We start from the raw sequence: 16,752 nt of genomic DNA, 5'->3' as shown, positions 1-16,752 counted from the left end.
AGCGCCTACACCATCTATAGGGCACGATTAATACAATGCAGGATAAACGAAATAGCAATCAGTCTGATGCGTCCGCCGACGTTACCGCGGACGCTACCACCGGCGACGCACCTGCTCATGAGGGCAGTTCGCGGATTAACCACGCTGAGCAGATCAGCCATCGTGGCAGCTCGTTGCGGCCGCAGCGTCGCCAGCAGGAGCTGTGGGAGAAGTGGGATCACCGTGCTGATTTAGCCGAGGACGCTATTCATGAGCGCCATGCGCGCCGGGTGTGGGGCTTGCCGGGGACGAACCTTGCCGTGGTCTCGTGGCCGGCATTGACGCGGGATAAGTTCTTCTTGCGCTGGCATTATTGGTGGCAGGCCCATTATTTGGATTGCTTGGTGGACGCGGCGTCGCGTCGTCCGCTGAAATCCCGCTCGCGTCGCATTAGTCGGACGATGAGGGGAATTCGCCTCCGCAACGGTGCGCCGTTGACTAAGAACCGCTATTACGACGACAAATCGTGGTTAGCGTTGGCGCTTGACCGCGCAGAGGGGCTGGGCCACGGCCACGAGGCGAGGAGCCTGAAGGACCTCCAGCAGAACATTATCGACGGCGTCGACTCGCTGACCGGGGTTGTTCCGTGGCGCGTGGGGGAGGCGTTTTATAACGTGCCGACGAATGGCCCGGCGGCGATCATGATGACGCGGATGGGCCGCGTGGATGAGGCCGAGGCCCTCACCGACTGGATGTTCGAGAACCTGATCAACCAGGATGGCCTCCTCATGGATGGTATCCGAATGAAGATGGATGGCCCGGAGCCCTCGACGGCTGTGTACGCCTACAACCAGGGTGTTGCTTTGGGTGCCTGTGTGGAGATTGCTCAGCGGCGTCGCGAGGAAGCTGGGATCACAGATGGTCCTTCCGGTGCGGGTTCCGGAGTTCACGCCGGTTCCGACGTGGCGATGTCCTCGATCACCCGGGTCCACAACCTGGTCCACGCCATCGCAGTCAACTTGGCGACGGATACTGGCGTTGTGAAGGGTTCCGGCAGCGGCGATGGCGGGCTATTCCGCGGCATTCTGGTGCGGTATCTGGCCTTAGTGGCGACGGATCTTCCCGACGATCAGAAGCTATCGCGTGCGACGAAGCGCTTGGCGGGCAAACTTGTCGTGTCGACGGCGGACGCGGTGTGGGACCAGCGCCTGGAAGTTGATGGGCTTCCCGTTTTTAGTGCGGATTGGACGCGCCAGGCTGAGCTTCCGCGCGCAGCTGGCTCTATTGGTGGGGCTAGCGGCGGAGCGGTAGCAGGATCGGAGATCGCTGAGCGTGATCTGTCCGTGCAGTTGTCGGGCTGGATGGCGATTGAAGCTGCTGCCCGGGTAGTCAATAACGAGCGGTTGCGAGGGGCCTAGTGGCTACTGGTTTTTGACCGGTGCGAGCAGGCTGGATTCGTACTCGATCTCACCGGCGCGAACTTTGTCGTAGTAGCTAAGCTTCGAATCGATGAAGGCCAGCATGTCGCGTAAGTTCGCGATCTTGTCTTCGACAACATGGCGTTGATCCTGGAGGATGTCCTTGCGCTGCGGGATACTGCCCTCGCCCTCCAAGCACAGCTCCATGTACTCACGCATTTGGTCGATCCCCATGCCGCATTCCCGCAGGCAGCGAAGCCCCCGCAGCCAGGCAATATCGTGCTCATCAAAAACGCGATAATTGTTTTCATCGCGCATGACCCGCGGTACGAGCCCGATTTTGCAGTAGTACCGCACGGTGTCCACGGAGATTCTGCTGGCCTCGGAGGCTTCTCTAGTCGAATACAACATGGGATCTGCTCTTAATTCTCGTGCTCTTAGTCGGTCGATCGACGTTGGTTGATCAGGTCAGTGAAGAAATCGATGGTCTCCATTGCTTCGTGGTCGAAGAACAGTGAGGAGCCCGTATCAAGCTTGGCGATGGCGGCCATATCCTCATCGGTTAGGCTAAAATCCGCGATATCGATGTTCTGCTGGATACGCTCGGCATGGACGGACTTGGCCAGCCCGACGATATCGCGCTGGTAGAGCCACCGAAGTACCACCTGGGCGACCGACTTGTCGTATTGCTTCCCGATTCCGGTGAGCACGGGGTTATCGAAAAGCCCATTGCGGCCTTCACCAAACGGGGCCCAGGCCTCGACGGTCACGCCGTGTTTCTGTAGTTCAGCGACGCGCTCAGTTTGCTGGTTGAACGGGTTGATCTCAATCTGGTTCACGACTGGATACAAAGCATTGAACGATCCCAAGTCGTGCACGCGCGACGGCGTGAAGTTCGATACTCCGATGGAGTGGATCAGTCCCTCTTTCTGCGCGCGCTCGAGTCCCCTCCAGGCTCCGTACACGTCGTTAAAGGGCTGGTGGAGCAGCATAAGGTCAACGTAATCCGTACCCAGCTTTTCCAGTGAGGTCTTCACGCTCTCAAAGGTGGCATCCTCGCCATAATTATCGAGCCACACCTTGGTGGTCAGGAACAACTGGTCACGGTCAATGCCACTACGACGGATTCCCTCGCCAACGGCTTCCTCGTTGAAGTAGGCCTGGGCGGTATCAATATGGCGGTAACCGGCCTCGATGGCGTGGGCGACTGCGTCGGCCGTCTGGTCAGCGGGAATCTGGTATACACCGAATCCCTGGACGGGGATCGTGTGGTCGTCGGACATAGTCAGTGGTTTCAGCATAATGTGCTCCTTCGAGATTGACTACGCCCAATTCAACAACTTGGGAGCGACTCCCAAGCAAATCTGGATGTGCCCATATTGAAGCTCCAGTCGGTAGAAGGCACGGATCAGTATTCTCGAGGGAGTATTCCAGGTTTTAGAGCTATAAACGTGAGTAGGACTAAAACACGCTAAAACGAGGGTGTCAGGTAATTAGGAGCTCTGGGAATAACAACCCGAAAGCTCGAGGTTGAAAAATAATAGAGTGGGTGGGGTTAAATTTGACCGGACTTAGCTTTAAGTGCCAAATTGAATTAACAATTTAACTACTCAGGTGCGGTCAAATTTGCCGACCAGTTGGAAACTATAACGCGTTTACCCGCCCCCCAGTGAATGCCGGAGCGTTAGCAAAAGGTTTCTTTACCCATCATTCAGCACAAAGTTTCGACGGGATAAGGGGTGATCTATGAACTTAATATATTTAACGGTGTAGGAGCGCCAGGTGGTTTTACACGAGTCTACTGAGAAAAACCTATCGATAGTTACTGCATCGTCAAAAGGCTAACTTTTAGCGAGAAGAAAGAGTCTTCAAGGTAGGATTTAGCGACTTACACCTTTCTGATTTAAAGCGGCGAGGGTGTTCCGAAGTTACAAAAGAAAAATTTTTCACTGCGGACAAAAAATTTTGGAAGGGGGCCGTGATGCGAATCGGGTATATAACTGCGTTAGGGTTGTTCAAAAATAAACTACAGTTATAGCTTCGGGGAAGTCTGACGCGACATGGCGAGCAAATGTTGACGAAGAGGCTTATCAACTGCAAAAATGTATAACCCGTTTACTCCACGAGTAAGTAGAACGTTAAGTTCATTATGTAGTAACTCATCTGAGAGGTAAGCTTTAGTATTATCAGATAAGGTTCTCCGATTTTTTGCGCCCTTGTTGCAGCTCTCCTCACGGTCAAAATAGACCTTTTGCTTAGTCTCGTCCCACTTCACTGATCGGCCGATGATTACGCCGGCGATATTTAGATCGAAACCTTGGATGGTAAAGGTTGAGCCAATCTCGTCAATAGTTTGAGGTTGCTCCGCCCAAGATGAATCTTTATCTTCAGGTGCACAGGGAAGTGAATAATTCCACGGCATAGAAAAATTACCGACCGTGACATTCCAAGTGAAATCGCCATTATCGGGTTTTTTATTTTCTTTCCAAGGCCAGTCGTAAGTCGCTATCACGCGTGACAAGCCACTTTCGGTCTGTTCGGATCTTTCTCTAATTTTATGATATAGTTTATCTGGTGTGTCAAAAATCTGAAGGTCATAATCTTCATCTTCGGGAATTGGGCCAATATCGCCGTTGTCAATAAAATTTCTTAACCAAGTGAGTGTGTCGTCATTGGCATTTATCCTCAGTTGATTCTGTAAACGGATTAAGTCGTTAGAAGGATCTTTTAAGTAACGTTCGATCTCCTCTTTTTTACGCCACTGCTTAGTTGATAAAATTTGGTCTTGATCAAAAACTGCTACAACAACTCTCGCAACTTTCAAGAGGTCGACCAGGTGATCTTTTCCATGGTAGCCTTGATCACCTTGTGTAAGTAATAGATGCGCCTCGTCAACGATCACGACATCTACAGGTTTCTGCTCTTTTTTAACTGAGGAAAGGTGTTTATTTAAAAAAGCGGTTGGTTTCCAAACTCTTTGGTGGGTTCGTGTTTGCAGACCGAGCTTATTCGCAATCTGCGTATACACTGAAAGCTGCTCATTGTGGTTAACCAGTAAATGGACTTCGGGGAAGTTTGGAGTATTCTGGTCGTTATTGAAATCCTTAAGTGAATCTGAAATATCCAAGAAGATATTGCTTAACAACACCGTTTTCCCAGAACCAGCTTCCCCCATGACCAATTTAAGTCTCCCGATCTCGTCGGTACCTTTATTTAGTTCTTGTTGAATTGTTCTGAGGATAGACTTTCTGGCCTGTTCTTGTTCTTGAGTCAACTCGTGGAAAGGTGAGGCCTTAAAGATTGCAGAATCTTTAATTTCTTTTTCAGACGGAAATAAGTGCGGATTGTCTTTTCCTAGTTTACTCCAGATATCTGAGAAGATTTTGTCAAAATCGTTTTTCGTAAAATAATTTTCTTGGGCATTGGGTCGGGCATTTTCAACCCGGTATACCACCGGCACGCTAGTTAGGTAGCTCATTAGCTTGTTTTCGACGTCCAGAGTTAATGATTTGTTAAATTTATCATTCCCGATGACGTACATCTTTGACGTTTTTGAATGGTTAAATGAGTTCCAATATTGTTTATAGTTGTTGATATCGTTTGTTGGTATTTCCTTAAGGTGTTGCTCAGTTCTCCCGATGATGTTGTTGGTCTCACCTACATATACGTGGTATCCCGCATACTGTTTATCGTGAATTATATATACGGTGGGATAGTCTAAGAGGTACTTTTTATCTAGTTTGTCTTGCGAGTGCGTCAACTGCTTTTCGTAGGTTTCGATGTCTGTTTCCGAGTAGGTTATCTTTCTAATTCTCGTGTCCATGTATACTATCGTAACCGAACTTGTGCGCAACGTGTGGTTTTTCTAGCGTTTTAATATGTAGACCCCCAACAATGAGGTCATTATAACAGTTTGGCGATATCAGTTCGGATTTGATTGGTTATTACTTTTAAAGCGGAACTGGCTAGTAGGGAGTTGGAAAACGTCGGCGTTAGTTCCACCCGAGGCGAGGCCGACCGGTGGGATTTTGGGACTGGCCTTTTTTGGCGGCTAATCGCTCGCGGTTCGGCAGCTTTGTGGTCATAGAAGGCCCTGTCCGTTTTGCCTGGCGTCCAGGCTTACCCTAGTACCGTTATCGGCTAAGGAGAGGGGTTAACCGAATTGGGGTACCTGGTCTTGGATGCTACTAGGACTAGGGGATGAAGTTCTTCGGAAGACGATTGTTCTGGGATCTGACTACCTTCGACTTCACCAAATGTCTCGAAGTTCACTCGAGAATCGCCGGCTTCGCTTGCGTCACGTAGTTGTGCCCTGTCGCGGAGGTCAATAGCTGCTGATGTGGTTTTCTGTTGGGCATATTGGTCTTTAACGATGGTGTCTTCCAGTAGGAAAGTAATAATTCACTGCCTTAATCTCAGAAAATAGCTCGCTCTCCGGTATCATTTGCCTCTCAGATAATTAACTGTTTTTCTGTGAAACTATATTTAGCCGTAGATAGGCTTCCAAGGCCTCAGAATGATGGTGGTATTTCCGCTTATGCCGTGCCGATCGCTAGCTATACGGAATGCGTTCGTTAGACGGGAGAAGTCCATCCGAAAATAGGATGCGAGGTCGGCGTAGCGAGCGTGGTCATCCACTTCTTTATGTTCAAAAGTTAACGTTGTAAGTGACCATGATTTTGATTTATTTTTGTACAGGTTAATTCTGGTGTGGAGATGTTGTTTGTCACTGAAGTCGTCTATCACAATCCTGTGCGATTCTCGCTGGTGCCGTTGTGATAAATCCTGTCCAGGATACGGGGTTGTGTTGAGGGCTGTGAAAGTGGCGATGACAAGCTATGTCCGCTCAGTGTGGTGCGATAGTTGATGTTGTTGGCACCAGATTGTATGGCTGACCATAAGTTACCTCAGCCTGCGGAGTACGTGGAGATGGAGGCTTGCCAGGGAGACGTTTCCAACCACCCCCAGTCGTGGTGTTTTATAACAACGTGCATTTTCCCCTACGACTCACTAGCCTCGCGCTCGTGCAGTGTCTCTTTGGCATCACGCGCAGCCAGCGGGGCAGCAGAGTCGTCGCTAGTGACAGCTCCCTTCGACGCGCGTGATTTCTTAATCGCACCGATAATCCCGGGCAGAATAGAAATGAACACGATCGCCAGGAAAATCAGCTCGATATTCTCCCGCACGAAGGTGAAGCTCCCCAGCCACACGCCGAGAACCGTCACACCGCCAGCCCACAGGAACCCGCCGCAAATGTCGAAAAGGAAGAAGCGGGCGTAATTCATACGCGCCATGCCGATAGTCATGGGAGCGTAGGTGCGGACAATCGGCACGAACCGGCACAGAATCACGGCCAGCGCCCCCCATTTCCTAAAGAACGCCTCGCCTTCAGTGATATAGGCCTTCTTAAAGATGCGCCCGTCGGGGCGTTTCCTGATTCGGTCGCCGAGCTTCCTACCAATCCAATAGGACGATTGGTCACCGGCAATGGCACAAGCGATGGCGACCAGAAGCACCTGCCACACGGGGGCGAACCCATTGTGCTGGTTGGCCAGCATGCCCGCGGTAAACAGCAGGGAATCGCCGGGGAGGAGGGGGAATCCGAGCCCGGTTTCCACGAAAATAATGAGCCCCAGGCCGGGGAGAATCAGGTGCCCGAAGGGGCTATCGGCACCCAGCCAGTACATCGGATCCAACAGTTTCGGGGCTGCTGTCACAGTTTCGCTCGCCTGGGCGAGGATGCTGGTGCGTAGCTGCGGCACCAGATCGGCAGAGGCCGCCAGTGTTGCTCGTGCCGACGTAGCAGCGTCGGCAAGTACGTTTGTGCCGTTAGCAAAAGCGGCGGAAGCGAATGTTTTTACCCCTGTGCCACCCATGGTGAACGCTTGGGTGAGAACAGTGAGGTCGACAGCGGTCAGTGCACTCATGATCCCACAGCATACTTGGTACAGATCCATCCTTTTGACTCCGAAACCGTGAATTTGCTGTGAAATTTCTTAATTGGGCGTCACGATGCAGGTCATGAGTGGTAAGGGATGTGGTGTTCGGGGTGACGTTTCCCGCGGTAGTTCCCACCTTATTTCCCTCATTCTTCCCCGCAGTGGCCGATTTTCCCCGCAGTGGCCGATTTCCTCTTGTCGTGCCGTATTTTCTTATCTGTGAACCATTTCCACGGCGTAGAACGGCTCAGCGACGGCAAGATGATCGTGATCCAGGGGTCCCTTGCCGCCGGAATTGCATTCTGGTTTGCACACCATGTGATCGGCCACCCGCAGCCGTTCTTCGCCCCCATGGCGGCGGTGATCGCGCTCGGCACCAGCACAGTTGGCCGGTTGCGTCGGTCAGTCGAACTTGTCATGGGGGTCTCCCTGGGAATTGGCATCGGAGACATCATGATCTCCCACATCGGGACCGGGTCCTGGCAAATCGCCATCACCGTGGCCTGCGCCCTGGCCGCCGCGCTATTCCTTGATAAATCCCCGCTAGCCCCCATCCAAGCGACGTGCTCCGCCGTTTTAGTAGCGACGATTATGCCCCCGGGAACGATGGGTGGCATCACTCGAATGATCGACGCCCTGGTCGGCGGCCTTATTGGGATCATGGTGATCGCCCTGGTGCCTAATAGCGCCATCCGGCCAGCGCGACGCGAAGTAAGCCGGGTGATCGGCCACGCAGGGCATGTTCTGGACACCGTGTCGCGTGGGCTGAGGAGCAACGACGTGGGAGTCATCTCCGACGCTTTAGTGTCCGCCCGAGGAACCCAGGCGCGCATTAACGCCATGATCGCCGCTGTTCAGGGCGGTACGGAGGTCGCCGCGGTGTCGCCATTTTATTGGGGTGCGCGCCGTGACATGCGGAAAATGAGTCAGATTTTGTCGCCGGTGGATAACACGATGCGTAACTCGCGCGTTCTTGCGCGCCGGGCGGCCACGATTATTTCCGATCAGAAAGATGTTGACGAGCGTATTCCAGTTATCTTAGATGCCTTGGCCCATGCTTGTACCGAATTAGAATCGATCTTCGCTGAGCAGGGAAAATCGGGGAAGCTTCATGAGGCTCAGCGCTTACCTGCAGTGATTGAGCAGCTGAAGAATACTGCGGCAGTGACGTCGGGAGATCATGGTGAAAAGTCCGGCATTTCGGGGATTGTTGTGATGGCACAGGCGAGATCCATCATCGTGGACTTGCTCCAGGTATGCGGCTTGTCGCGTGAGTCGGCTGTGGTTGTGTTGCGGCCGGAAGATAAGAAAGGCGACGGCTCAGACCTTCAGATTTGGGAGGGCTAGAAGGTCAGAAGGCTAAACGCGGGCGTGTGTTCGCGTTATGGCGTCGCGCTCGCTTTCGCTCAGGCCGCCCCAAATGCCATAGGTCTCGCCGACGGAGAGTGCATGTTCTCTGCATTGGTTAATAACGGGACAGGTTGCGCATACCGATTTGGCAGCGTGCTCGCGGGCTGCACGGGCGCGTCCGCGTTCGCCTTCAGGGTGAAAGAACAGGGATGCATCGGTGTCTCGGCATGATCCATGCCGTTGCCATTCCCATGATTGGATGGTGGGGGTCGGCAGGTTGTGGATCTGAGAAAGCATGTTCTCCTCCGTCGGGTGTGATGTGGGTTTCATTCTGCAGATATGTGGTGTCGTTTGTGTTTGTTTTTGGTTTTGTGGTTTATGTTGTGGCGACGCCGTGTATCTGCGGGCGTGTAGGTGCCTGCTATTCAGTCAAGACCGCGTTGGTGAACAGAACGTAACGAGAACACGACTTTTAGATTGCAAAATTAATTGATGCGTGGGGCGGCAGGTGTCGTGCCTGTCTGTGAGTGGTTGTGGGGGGCTGCCCGCAGGCCGGAGGGGGTTGCTTGCAGGCTGGAAGGAGCTGCCCGCAGGCCGAAAGGGGGTGGCCGTGGGGTTCGCTGGGGAGTGCCGGATGATTGTTGAGCAATCCTTGAACGATCGCTAGGCGGCCGTTCAGTAAGACTTCGTCTTGTCACACAGAAGCTAAAACCGCTCACGCGACTGTCAGTCACCCCCTACTGAGGGGCAAAAGAATCGCTAGCTTTGTGCATTTAATACATAAAATTATCTTCATTCTTTTATACGTATTTTTGAGCCCCAAACAGTTATGGGCGTGGTCATGTAGTCTGGTTTCTCACGTTCTATAGTGCTCATTCGCGTTCTATGGAATCGTAGTGATAGTTTTATGACATCTTGTCGTCCTGAATTGCCCATTTTCAATAAGCTACAACAGCTCCGACCAGGCTCGTTGTTTGCTTATATATTCATCGGCGCAAATAAAATTGTCTTTTTCTGATTTTCACGTCAGAATGAGGCAAGAGAAATCGCGGTTTGGTGCCCGAGGCTGCGGTTACGCGTGTTTTTGTCGGAGTCGACGACGCCGACGAGCCGTCGTCGACAGTGAAAGAAGAGGAAGTCAATGTCTGCAGCAGCTAGCGATGGGGCCATTAATGGTCTGGTTGCCGCAGCTGCGCGCGGGGATCGGGACGCCATGCAAAAGGTTATGGACTATATCCACCCAAAAGTGGTGGTGTACTGCCGGCATCGGTTGTCAGATGATTCTTTCCCCGGACCGGAGGATACGGCTCAAGAAATATGCATGGCCGTACTGAAGTCGATAGATCGCTTTGTAGACCGCGGAACACCGTTCATGTCGTACGTGTACGGAATTGCTAGTCACAAGGTAAAAGATGGCTATCGCTCGATGGGGAGAGACCGTAGCCAACCGACGGATGAGATCCCCGAAGCCATCCATGATGTTGCTGGTCCAGAAGAGTTGGCTATTCAATCGGATGCCCGTAACAAACTTTTGCGTTTGCTCGACATACTGGGTGAGCGACCACGCGAAATCATTATTTTGCGAGTGCTTGAAGGGTATACCTCGGAGGAGACAGCTAAGATCATTGGGTCGACGCCGAATGCCGTTCGAGTAGCTCAGTTCCGGGCGATTGCTAAATTAAAGAAGGCCTTGGCTGAGTCGCCTGATTATGGTGAGGCGATTGCTTTGGCCAGCAAGGCTAAAGAGGACTGAAAAGTGATGTCGGGGGTTTGCTCATAAAAAGAAGTACATACGTCGTGGAGGCAACACCTTTTCCATGATGGTGCTTAATGTTGCCGATGGCGACGATATTGCGGCTTCGCCTACTAGCGGGGCCGTACACGTAATGACCGGTTTTAGTGTGGATGGAACAACAGGAGCGAACAGATGAGTGATTTTGATGACTGGGATCGTGAGGGGGTTGAGTACGATCCAGAATCCCTAGCTGCTGTTGACCGCTACCTTGATAATCTTCCCCGGGTCACCGACTCCGATGATGACCTCGGTCGGCTGTTCATTCAAGCTCGGCAGGAAGCGGAACGTAATATTCCGGCAACGCCCCAGCTCAGCGATCTAGGTTTCTTTGATAGTTTCTCTGAAGAAGAGACGCTGGATAATTCCCCCGTTGCTAATGCGCCGACAACTGTGTTCCATCCCGTGCACGCGGAGGGGCACACCGCGGCTTCCGGTGACGGCATAGCTCGCCGTAGCGACGATGCCGACGCTACGGTGCATGACTTCGCCGCCTGGAAAAACCAGCGTGAAGCGGCGGGCGATGATGCTGTCGCGAAGAGATCCCGATCGGGTCGTCCACGTCATCGCTCGTGGCGTCATGGTGATAACCACAATCCGGTCCCGCGGTGGATGTACGCCCTCGGCGGTGCTGCTGCATCCTGTGTCCTCCTCGCCGGTGGCGGAGCTGTTATCCACGCATCGACACCAGGTTCACCTCTGTGGGGGCTGAACCAGAGATTCTTCGGCGATCACGCTGCTGCGGTTGAATTGGCCTCGACGCTCGACCAGGTTCGTGAAAAGCAGGAGGCTGGGGATGTCCAGGGTGCTGCTGTTTTACTGGAAAAAGCGCGCGAAGTTGCTCACAAGGCCAAGGATTCCGGGGCGAAAAATTCAAAGAAAGACGAATCAACGACGACGGTTACTGTCACCGACCAGTCTGTGGTGAAGGGCCCCGACGGCAAACCCACCACCGTCGAGAAGACGATGAACAATGGGGAGCCGAAGAAGGCTGAGCCACGCAAGAATCCGACGACAACGAATGATCGCGACGCTAAAGAACCGAAGACGACTACTGAAACGTCGACGGTGACTGTTACCGTGACGACGACGGTGACGCCGGCTCCTGTACCTGGATCGAATGGATCTACTAGCGGTTCTTCGAGTTCCGGGAGCGGAAGTTCATCGCGTGGTTCGTCATCGGATGGCACGAGTGATGACGTGACTGAATCCCCGTCATCGGGCGGCGCTAGCACCTCCGACGAGGAGTAGAAGACCTTACCGGTACCCGGCGATGCCGTGGTTGAGCCCATCAAGGAACCCGAGGCAGTAGTCCCACGGAGCGTATTCGTCGGGATTGGGGTTGGCGCTCGGCTCATGAATGGGTGGTTGCTCGTGGTTATATAGCGCGAGCAAGTTGTTAATGAGTATCCCCCAGTCGTAGTAGTGCATCTCTTCGCAGTCATCGCACAGCATCTCCACGCCCCGTATGCCTAGCGGGGTGAGAACACGCTGCATCTCCCGGACGTGGTGAAGCTCGATAATGACCTCGCCTTTTTCCTCGTCGGTAAGGGGTTCCATAGGCTCATCGGGGTCGAGGAAAGAGGCGGGATCGTTGGGATCTCCCGCGAATGGGTCCGGGGGCATATGGTCTGCGAAGTTCACCCCACTAGGCTAGCCCATGTGCCTCAAAATTTTTGCGGTAGCATATGACAAAAGAGTGCGTGGTGGCACTTCGTTTTCGTCATGGTCCTAGGAGATAAATAGTGGAACGCACAGGTGGCGACGACCCCAACAAAGTTGCTCTTGTAGGTCTAACTTTCGATGATGTCCTTCTTATTCCTTCCGCCTCCGATGTGATTCCTTCCGAAGTGGACACATCTGCCCAGCTCACGCGCAATATCCGGCTGGGTATTCCGCTGGTGTCCGCGGCGATGGATACGGTGACAGAGTCCCGCATGGCTGTTGCGATGGCTCGGCAGGGCGGCATTGGGATCCTTCACCGCAATCTTTCCATCGACGACCAAGCCCAGAACGTGGAAGTCGTGAAGCGTTCAGAGGCTGGCATGGTCACGAACCCCATTACGTGTTCCCCGGGGGACACGATCGGCCACGTTGACGAGCTGTGCGCCAAGTTCCGCGTCTCTGGTTTGCCCGTGGTTAACGACGAGGGCACGTTGGTCGGCATTTGCACGAACCGTGACATGCGGTTCGAGTCTGATCTGTCCCGCAAGGTTGCCGACGTTATGACGCCGATGCCGTTAATCGTCGCCCAGGAGGGCGTGTCGGCGGAGGCTGCTCTGAACCTGTTGTCCACCCACAAGGTGGAGAAACTGCCGATTGTTGATTCGGCGGGCAAGTTGACGGGCCTGATCACGGTGAAAGATTTTGTGAAGCGTGAGCAGTACCCGAATGCATCAAAGGATAAGGAAGGCCGCTTGATCGTCGGTGCCGGTATCGGTACGGGCGAGGACTCATGGAAGCGCGCGGGTGCGTTGGTTGACGCGGGTGTCGATGCCCTCGTCGTTGATACTGCTCACGCGCACAATTCTGGTGTTTTGAATATGGTCTCGCGGGTGAAGAAGGAGTTCGGTGACCGCGTTGACGTCATTGGTGGCAACTTAGCGACGCGTGAGGCAGCCCAGGCGATGATTGATGCCGGGGCTGACGCCATCAAAGTGGGAATTGGACCCGGTTCTATTTGTACGACGCGCGTTGTCGCGGGTGTGGGCGCGCCGCAGATCACGGCGATCATGGAAGCCTCCGTTCCGGCGCATAAGGCCGGAGTTCCGGTTATTGCCGACGGCGGTATGCAGTATTCCGGCGATATCGCGAAAGCCCTGGTTGCTGGCGCGAACACGGTGATGTTGGGTTCGCTGCTGGCCGGTACTGCGGAAGCTCCGGGGGATGTTGTCACCGTCAATGGCAAGCAATACAAGATGTATCGCGGTATGGGTTCGTTGGGGGCGATGCAGGGCCGCGGTCTGAAGGGTGAACAGCGGTCGTACTCGAAGGATCGCTACTTCCAGGCGGATGTTCGTAGCGAAGAAAAGTTGGTCCCGGAGGGGATCGAGGGGCGTATTCCGTTCCGCGGGCACATTGATGGCATTGCTCATCAACTTGTGGGTGGTTTGCGTGCCGCCATGGGGTACACCGGTTCCGCAACGATCGACGATCTCCACGACGCCAAATTTGTGCAGATCACGGCGGCGGGTCTTCGGGAATCGCATCCGCATGACATCCAGATGACGGTGGAAGCACCCAATTATTACCAGCATTAGAAGCTCGTGGCCCCGTCGGACCGTGTCGGCCCCGTTGGCCATGCTCTGGCCACGCGCGGCCTCCGTCGTCGGGCGTGTTGGGCGCACGAAGTAACCGGGATTAATTGAGTGAATTGTTTTTGTTGTTGGCAGCCGGTTTGGGCTGTCTGTCACTGTGAGGAAATACAGAAAAATCATGCGTGAAGTTGTGGAAATTGGTTTGGGGCGGGAAGCTCGCCGGACATATGGGCTCGATGACATCACGATCGTGCCCAACAGGCGCACGCGGTCGTCAAAAGATGTGGATACTTCGTGGACGATCGACGCGTACCACTTCGGTATTCCCGTTCTGGCACAACCGAGCGACGCATTAACCAGCGTGGATTTCATTAGTGAAATGGGCCGTCTGGGGGGCGCTGCGGTTATTAACGCTGAAGGCCTGTGGGGGCGCGTGGCGGACATGGACGCCGCCGTGGAACAGATCGTGTCGACGGCCTTCGATGAAGAGGGCTACGACGATGGCCAGATGACCAATCGGGCTATCCCGCTGTTGCAAAAGCTGCATGGTCTGCCGCTGGACAAGGATTTATTGTCGGACCGTATTCGCGATGTTCGCGCTTCGGGCGTGACGACGGTGGTTCGCGTGTCGCCGCAAAATGCTCGGGAATTGGCTCCGGTGGTGGTTGCGGCCGGGGCAGAGATCGTCGTCATTCAAGGAACGTTGATCTCCGCCGAGCATGTGTCGGCCGATGGCACGCCCCTGAACTTGAAGGAGTTCATCGGCTCGCTGGATGTTCCTGTCATTGCGGGGTCGGTGTTGGATTACACGACGGCTATGCATCTGATGAGGACGGGCGCAGCCGGCATTATCGTCGGTGGTGGATCGACGACGAATGCGGACACGCTGGGTATTGATGCTCCGAAGGCGACGGCCATTGCCGACGCGGCGGCTGCCCGCCGTGATTATTTGGATGAGACCGGCGGCCGGTATGTCCACGTGATCGCGGATAGCGAGCTGGAAACCTCCGGCGAGATGGCGAAAGCTATCGCATGTGGTGCCGATGCTGTGATGTTGGGTAGCCCCTTGTCGCAGGCCAAGGAGGCTGCAGCGACCGGATACTACTGGCCTTCGGTGGCTGCGCACCCGCGGTTCCCGCGTGGGGTGATCGAGAACCTTGTCATTGAGCGTGATGAGGCTCCGTCATTGGAGAAAGTTCTCATGGGGCCGGCGACGGAACCATTCGGCAGCTTGAACCTGATCGGTGGTATTCGACGTTCGATGGCGAAGGCTGGTTACACGAATTTGAAGGACTTCCAGAAGGTTCAGTTGAGCGTTCGGTCCTGGCTGTAGCTAGCGATCTATTGGTGCTGACGTCGGGGCGTTGACGTCAGCGGGTGAGATGGAGCGAGACGGGGTCGAGGTTTGTCCATCTGACGCGGTAGAGTCATCTGCGTGAGTGAACAGCAACAAACCCCGTCTCCTGTTCTTGTCGTTGACTTTGGTGCCCAGTATGCCCAGCTCATTGCTCGGCGCGTGCGCGAGGCCCGCATCTATTCCGAGGTCATTCCGCACACCGCGTCGGTGGAGGAAATTAAGGCGAAGCATCCGGCTGCCTTGATTCTCTCAGGCGGGCCCTCCAGTGTTTACGCCGATGACGCACCTGTTTTTGATCCGTCGGTGTTGGACTTGGGTGTCCCGGTGTTCGGTATTTGCTACGGTTTTCAGGCAATGACGCACGCGTTAGGCGGAGTTGTCGCGCGCACGGGGGACCGCGAATATGGCCGGACGACGATGTCCATCGTCGGCGATGGTGGCCTCTTGCATGACGGCGCGGTGAACGACGTGTGGATGAGTCACGGGGATGCTGTGTCCGAGGCCCCTGAAGGCTTCGTGGTGACGGGCCGTTCCTCCGGAGCCCCGGTGGCTGCCTTCGAGGATGCGGACCGACACATGGCCGGTGTGCAGTACCACCCGGAGGTCATGCATTCGCCCGAAGGACAGAAGGTTCTGGAGCGTTTCTTGACGCAGATAGCCGGACTGAAGCAGACGTGGACGCCGGGCAATATTGCTGATCAGTTGGTGGAACAGGTTCGACAGCAGGTAGGCCCGGACGGCCGGGCGATTTGTGGTCTGTCGGGTGGCGTGGATTCGGCCGTTGCTGCTGCCTTAGTGCAGCGGGCGATCGGTGACCGCTTGACCTGTGTTTTCGTGGACCATGGTTTGCTGCGCAAGGGGGAGCGCGAGCAAGTGGAGAATGATTTTGTTGCGTCGACGGGCGCGAACCTGGTCACGGTCGACGAAACCGACGCGTTCCTGTCGGCGTTGAAGGGTGTGACGGACCCGGAGAAGAAGCGTAAGGCGATCGGTAACGAGTTTATTCGCTCATTTGAGCGCGCTGTTGCCGGAGTGCTGGCCGATGCGCCGGAGGGTGCACGTGTTGATTTCCTCGTTCAGGGTACGTTGTACCCGGACGTGGTGGAATCCGGCGGAGGCAGTGGAACCGCGAATATCAAGAGCCACCACAATGTGGGAGGCTTGCCTGACGACGTTGAATTTACCCTGGTAGAGCCGCTGCGTTTGTTGTTCAAGGACGAGGTCCGTGCGGTGGGGCGCGAGCTCGGTTTGCCCAGCGCTATTGTGTCGCGCCAACCGTTCCCCGGCCCAGGCCTAGGCATCCGCATTATCGGGGAGGTCACTTCTGATCGTTTGGCGACGCTCCGTGAGGCGGATGCGATTGTTCGTCAGGAGTTGTCCGCTGCGGGGCTGGACGATTCGATTTGGCAGTGCCCTGTGGTTTTGCTGGCGGATGTGAGGTCTGTCGGAGTGCAAGGCGACGGCCGGACCTACGGCCATCCGATCGTCTTGAGGCCGGTGTCATCGGAAGATGCGATGACAGCGGACTGGACGCGTATTCCCTATGACGTGATGGAGAAGATTTCGACCCGCATTACCAATGAGGTCGCTGAAGTGAATCGCGTGGTGTTGGATTGCACCTCGAAGCCTCCGGGAACGATTGAGTGGGAGTAAGACCGCG

13 protein-coding genes are annotated in these 16,752 nt (G+C 54.7%); 7 read left to right on the top strand and 6 right to left on the bottom strand.

Going from position 1 to position 16,752, the window contains the following annotated elements:
• Positions 1-35: 35 nt before the first annotated feature.
• Positions 36-1,397: a glycoside hydrolase family 76 protein gene (locus I6J23_RS02015; protein WP_239454950.1), complete on the top strand. Its 1,362-nt coding sequence runs from the start codon at positions 36-38 to the stop codon at positions 1,395-1,397.
• Between the two features lie 3 nt (positions 1,398-1,400).
• Here I6J23_RS02015 and I6J23_RS02010 read toward each other — a convergent pair whose 3' ends face one another.
• The 4 genes from I6J23_RS02010 to I6J23_RS01995 form a co-directional block, all read right to left on the bottom strand.
• Positions 1,401-1,808, bottom strand: a complete 408-nt coding sequence (locus I6J23_RS02010; protein WP_204582326.1) for a MerR family transcriptional regulator — start codon at positions 1,806-1,808, stop codon at positions 1,401-1,403.
• 26 nt (positions 1,809-1,834) lie between these two features.
• Positions 1,835-2,698: an aldo/keto reductase gene (locus I6J23_RS02005; protein WP_204582325.1), complete on the bottom strand. Its 864-nt coding sequence runs from the start codon at positions 2,696-2,698 to the stop codon at positions 1,835-1,837.
• Between the two features lie 731 nt (positions 2,699-3,429).
• Complete coding sequence (locus I6J23_RS02000) at positions 3,430-5,220, bottom strand: DUF2075 domain-containing protein (RefSeq protein WP_204582324.1); 1,791 nt, start codon at positions 5,218-5,220, stop codon at positions 3,430-3,432.
• Between the two features lie 1,177 nt (positions 5,221-6,397).
• Positions 6,398-7,324 (bottom strand): DedA family protein, encoded by a 927-nt coding sequence (locus I6J23_RS01995; RefSeq protein ID WP_239454949.1) that lies wholly within the window; start codon positions 7,322-7,324, stop codon positions 6,398-6,400.
• Between the two features lie 231 nt (positions 7,325-7,555).
• On the opposite strand from I6J23_RS01995, the gene I6J23_RS01990 reads away from it, so the two are divergent.
• The gene (locus I6J23_RS01990; protein ID WP_204582323.1) at positions 7,556-8,683 is read left to right on the top strand and encodes an FUSC family protein; all 1,128 of its coding nucleotides are present in this window, start codon (positions 7,556-7,558) and stop codon (positions 8,681-8,683) included.
• Between the two features lie 12 nt (positions 8,684-8,695).
• Here the strand turns inward: I6J23_RS01990 and I6J23_RS01985 are convergent, their stop codons facing one another.
• Complete coding sequence (locus I6J23_RS01985) at positions 8,696-8,983, bottom strand: WhiB family transcriptional regulator (protein WP_046201986.1); 288 nt, start codon at positions 8,981-8,983, stop codon at positions 8,696-8,698.
• A gap of 844 nt (positions 8,984-9,827) precedes the next feature.
• On the opposite strand from I6J23_RS01985, the gene shbA reads away from it, so the two are divergent.
• Together shbA and I6J23_RS01975 are read left to right on the top strand one after the other, a co-directional pair.
• Positions 9,828-10,439 carry an RNA polymerase sigma factor ShbA gene (gene shbA, locus I6J23_RS01980; RefSeq protein ID WP_204582322.1) on the top strand — a complete coding sequence of 204 codons (612 nt, stop codon included), beginning with the start codon at positions 9,828-9,830 and terminating at the stop codon, positions 10,437-10,439.
• Between the two features lie 174 nt (positions 10,440-10,613).
• Positions 10,614-11,729: a hypothetical protein gene (locus tag I6J23_RS01975; RefSeq protein ID WP_204582321.1), complete on the top strand. Its 1,116-nt coding sequence runs from the start codon at positions 10,614-10,616 to the stop codon at positions 11,727-11,729.
• 6 nt (positions 11,730-11,735) lie between these two features.
• Here the strand turns inward: I6J23_RS01975 and I6J23_RS01970 are convergent, their stop codons facing one another.
• Entirely contained in the window at positions 11,736-12,104 is a 369-nt protein-coding gene (locus I6J23_RS01970; protein WP_046201988.1) for a DUF5319 domain-containing protein, read from the bottom strand.
• Positions 12,105-12,223: 119 nt separating this feature from the next.
• On the opposite strand from I6J23_RS01970, the gene guaB reads away from it, so the two are divergent.
• The 3 genes from guaB to guaA all read left to right on the top strand — a co-directional run bounded on the left by guaB (position 12,224) and on the right by guaA (position 16,745).
• On the top strand, positions 12,224-13,738 hold the full coding sequence (guaB, locus tag I6J23_RS01965) for an IMP dehydrogenase (protein WP_046201989.1): 1,515 nt from the start codon (positions 12,224-12,226) through the stop codon (positions 13,736-13,738).
• 175 nt (positions 13,739-13,913) lie between these two features.
• Complete coding sequence (locus I6J23_RS01960; protein ID WP_204582320.1) at positions 13,914-15,068, top strand: GuaB3 family IMP dehydrogenase-related protein; 1,155 nt, start codon at positions 13,914-13,916, stop codon at positions 15,066-15,068.
• Between the two features lie 102 nt (positions 15,069-15,170).
• Complete coding sequence (gene guaA / locus I6J23_RS01955) at positions 15,171-16,745, top strand: glutamine-hydrolyzing GMP synthase (RefSeq protein WP_204582319.1); 1,575 nt, start codon at positions 15,171-15,173, stop codon at positions 16,743-16,745.
• Positions 16,746-16,752: the final 7 nt, after the last annotated feature.

The organism is Corynebacterium kroppenstedtii, from assembly GCF_016894245.1.
In the GTDB taxonomy this organism is placed as follows: Bacteria; Actinomycetota; Actinomycetes; order Mycobacteriales; family Mycobacteriaceae; genus Corynebacterium.
This window is presented reverse-complemented; position numbering and strand designations above follow the sequence as displayed.

What these genes read in the sequence shown, in the direction of transcription:
- I6J23_RS01975 (WP_204582321.1), top strand. Translation starts at nt 10,614, where the DNA reads ATGAGTGATTTTGATGACTGGGATCGTGAGGGGGTTGAGTACGATCCA.
- shbA (WP_204582322.1), top strand. Translation starts at nt 9,828, where the DNA reads ATGTCTGCAGCAGCTAGCGATGGGGCCATTAATGGTCTGGTTGCCGCA.
- I6J23_RS01985 (WP_046201986.1), bottom strand. Translation starts at nt 8,983, where the DNA reads ATGCTTTCTCAGATCCACAACCTGCCGACCCCCACCATCCAATCATGG.
- I6J23_RS02005 (WP_204582325.1), bottom strand. Translation starts at nt 2,698, where the DNA reads ATGCTGAAACCACTGACTATGTCCGACGACCACACGATCCCCGTCCAG.
- I6J23_RS01995 (WP_239454949.1), bottom strand. Translation starts at nt 7,324, where the DNA reads ATGAGTGCACTGACCGCTGTCGACCTCACTGTTCTCACCCAAGCGTTC.
- I6J23_RS02010 (WP_204582326.1), bottom strand. Translation starts at nt 1,808, where the DNA reads ATGTTGTATTCGACTAGAGAAGCCTCCGAGGCCAGCAGAATCTCCGTG.
- I6J23_RS01960 (WP_204582320.1), top strand. Translation starts at nt 13,914, where the DNA reads ATGCGTGAAGTTGTGGAAATTGGTTTGGGGCGGGAAGCTCGCCGGACA.
- I6J23_RS02015 (WP_239454950.1), top strand. Translation starts at nt 36, where the DNA reads ATGCAGGATAAACGAAATAGCAATCAGTCTGATGCGTCCGCCGACGTT.
- I6J23_RS02000 (WP_204582324.1), bottom strand. Translation starts at nt 5,220, where the DNA reads ATGGACACGAGAATTAGAAAGATAACCTACTCGGAAACAGACATCGAA.
- I6J23_RS01970 (WP_046201988.1), bottom strand. Translation starts at nt 12,104, where the DNA reads ATGCCCCCGGACCCATTCGCGGGAGATCCCAACGATCCCGCCTCTTTC.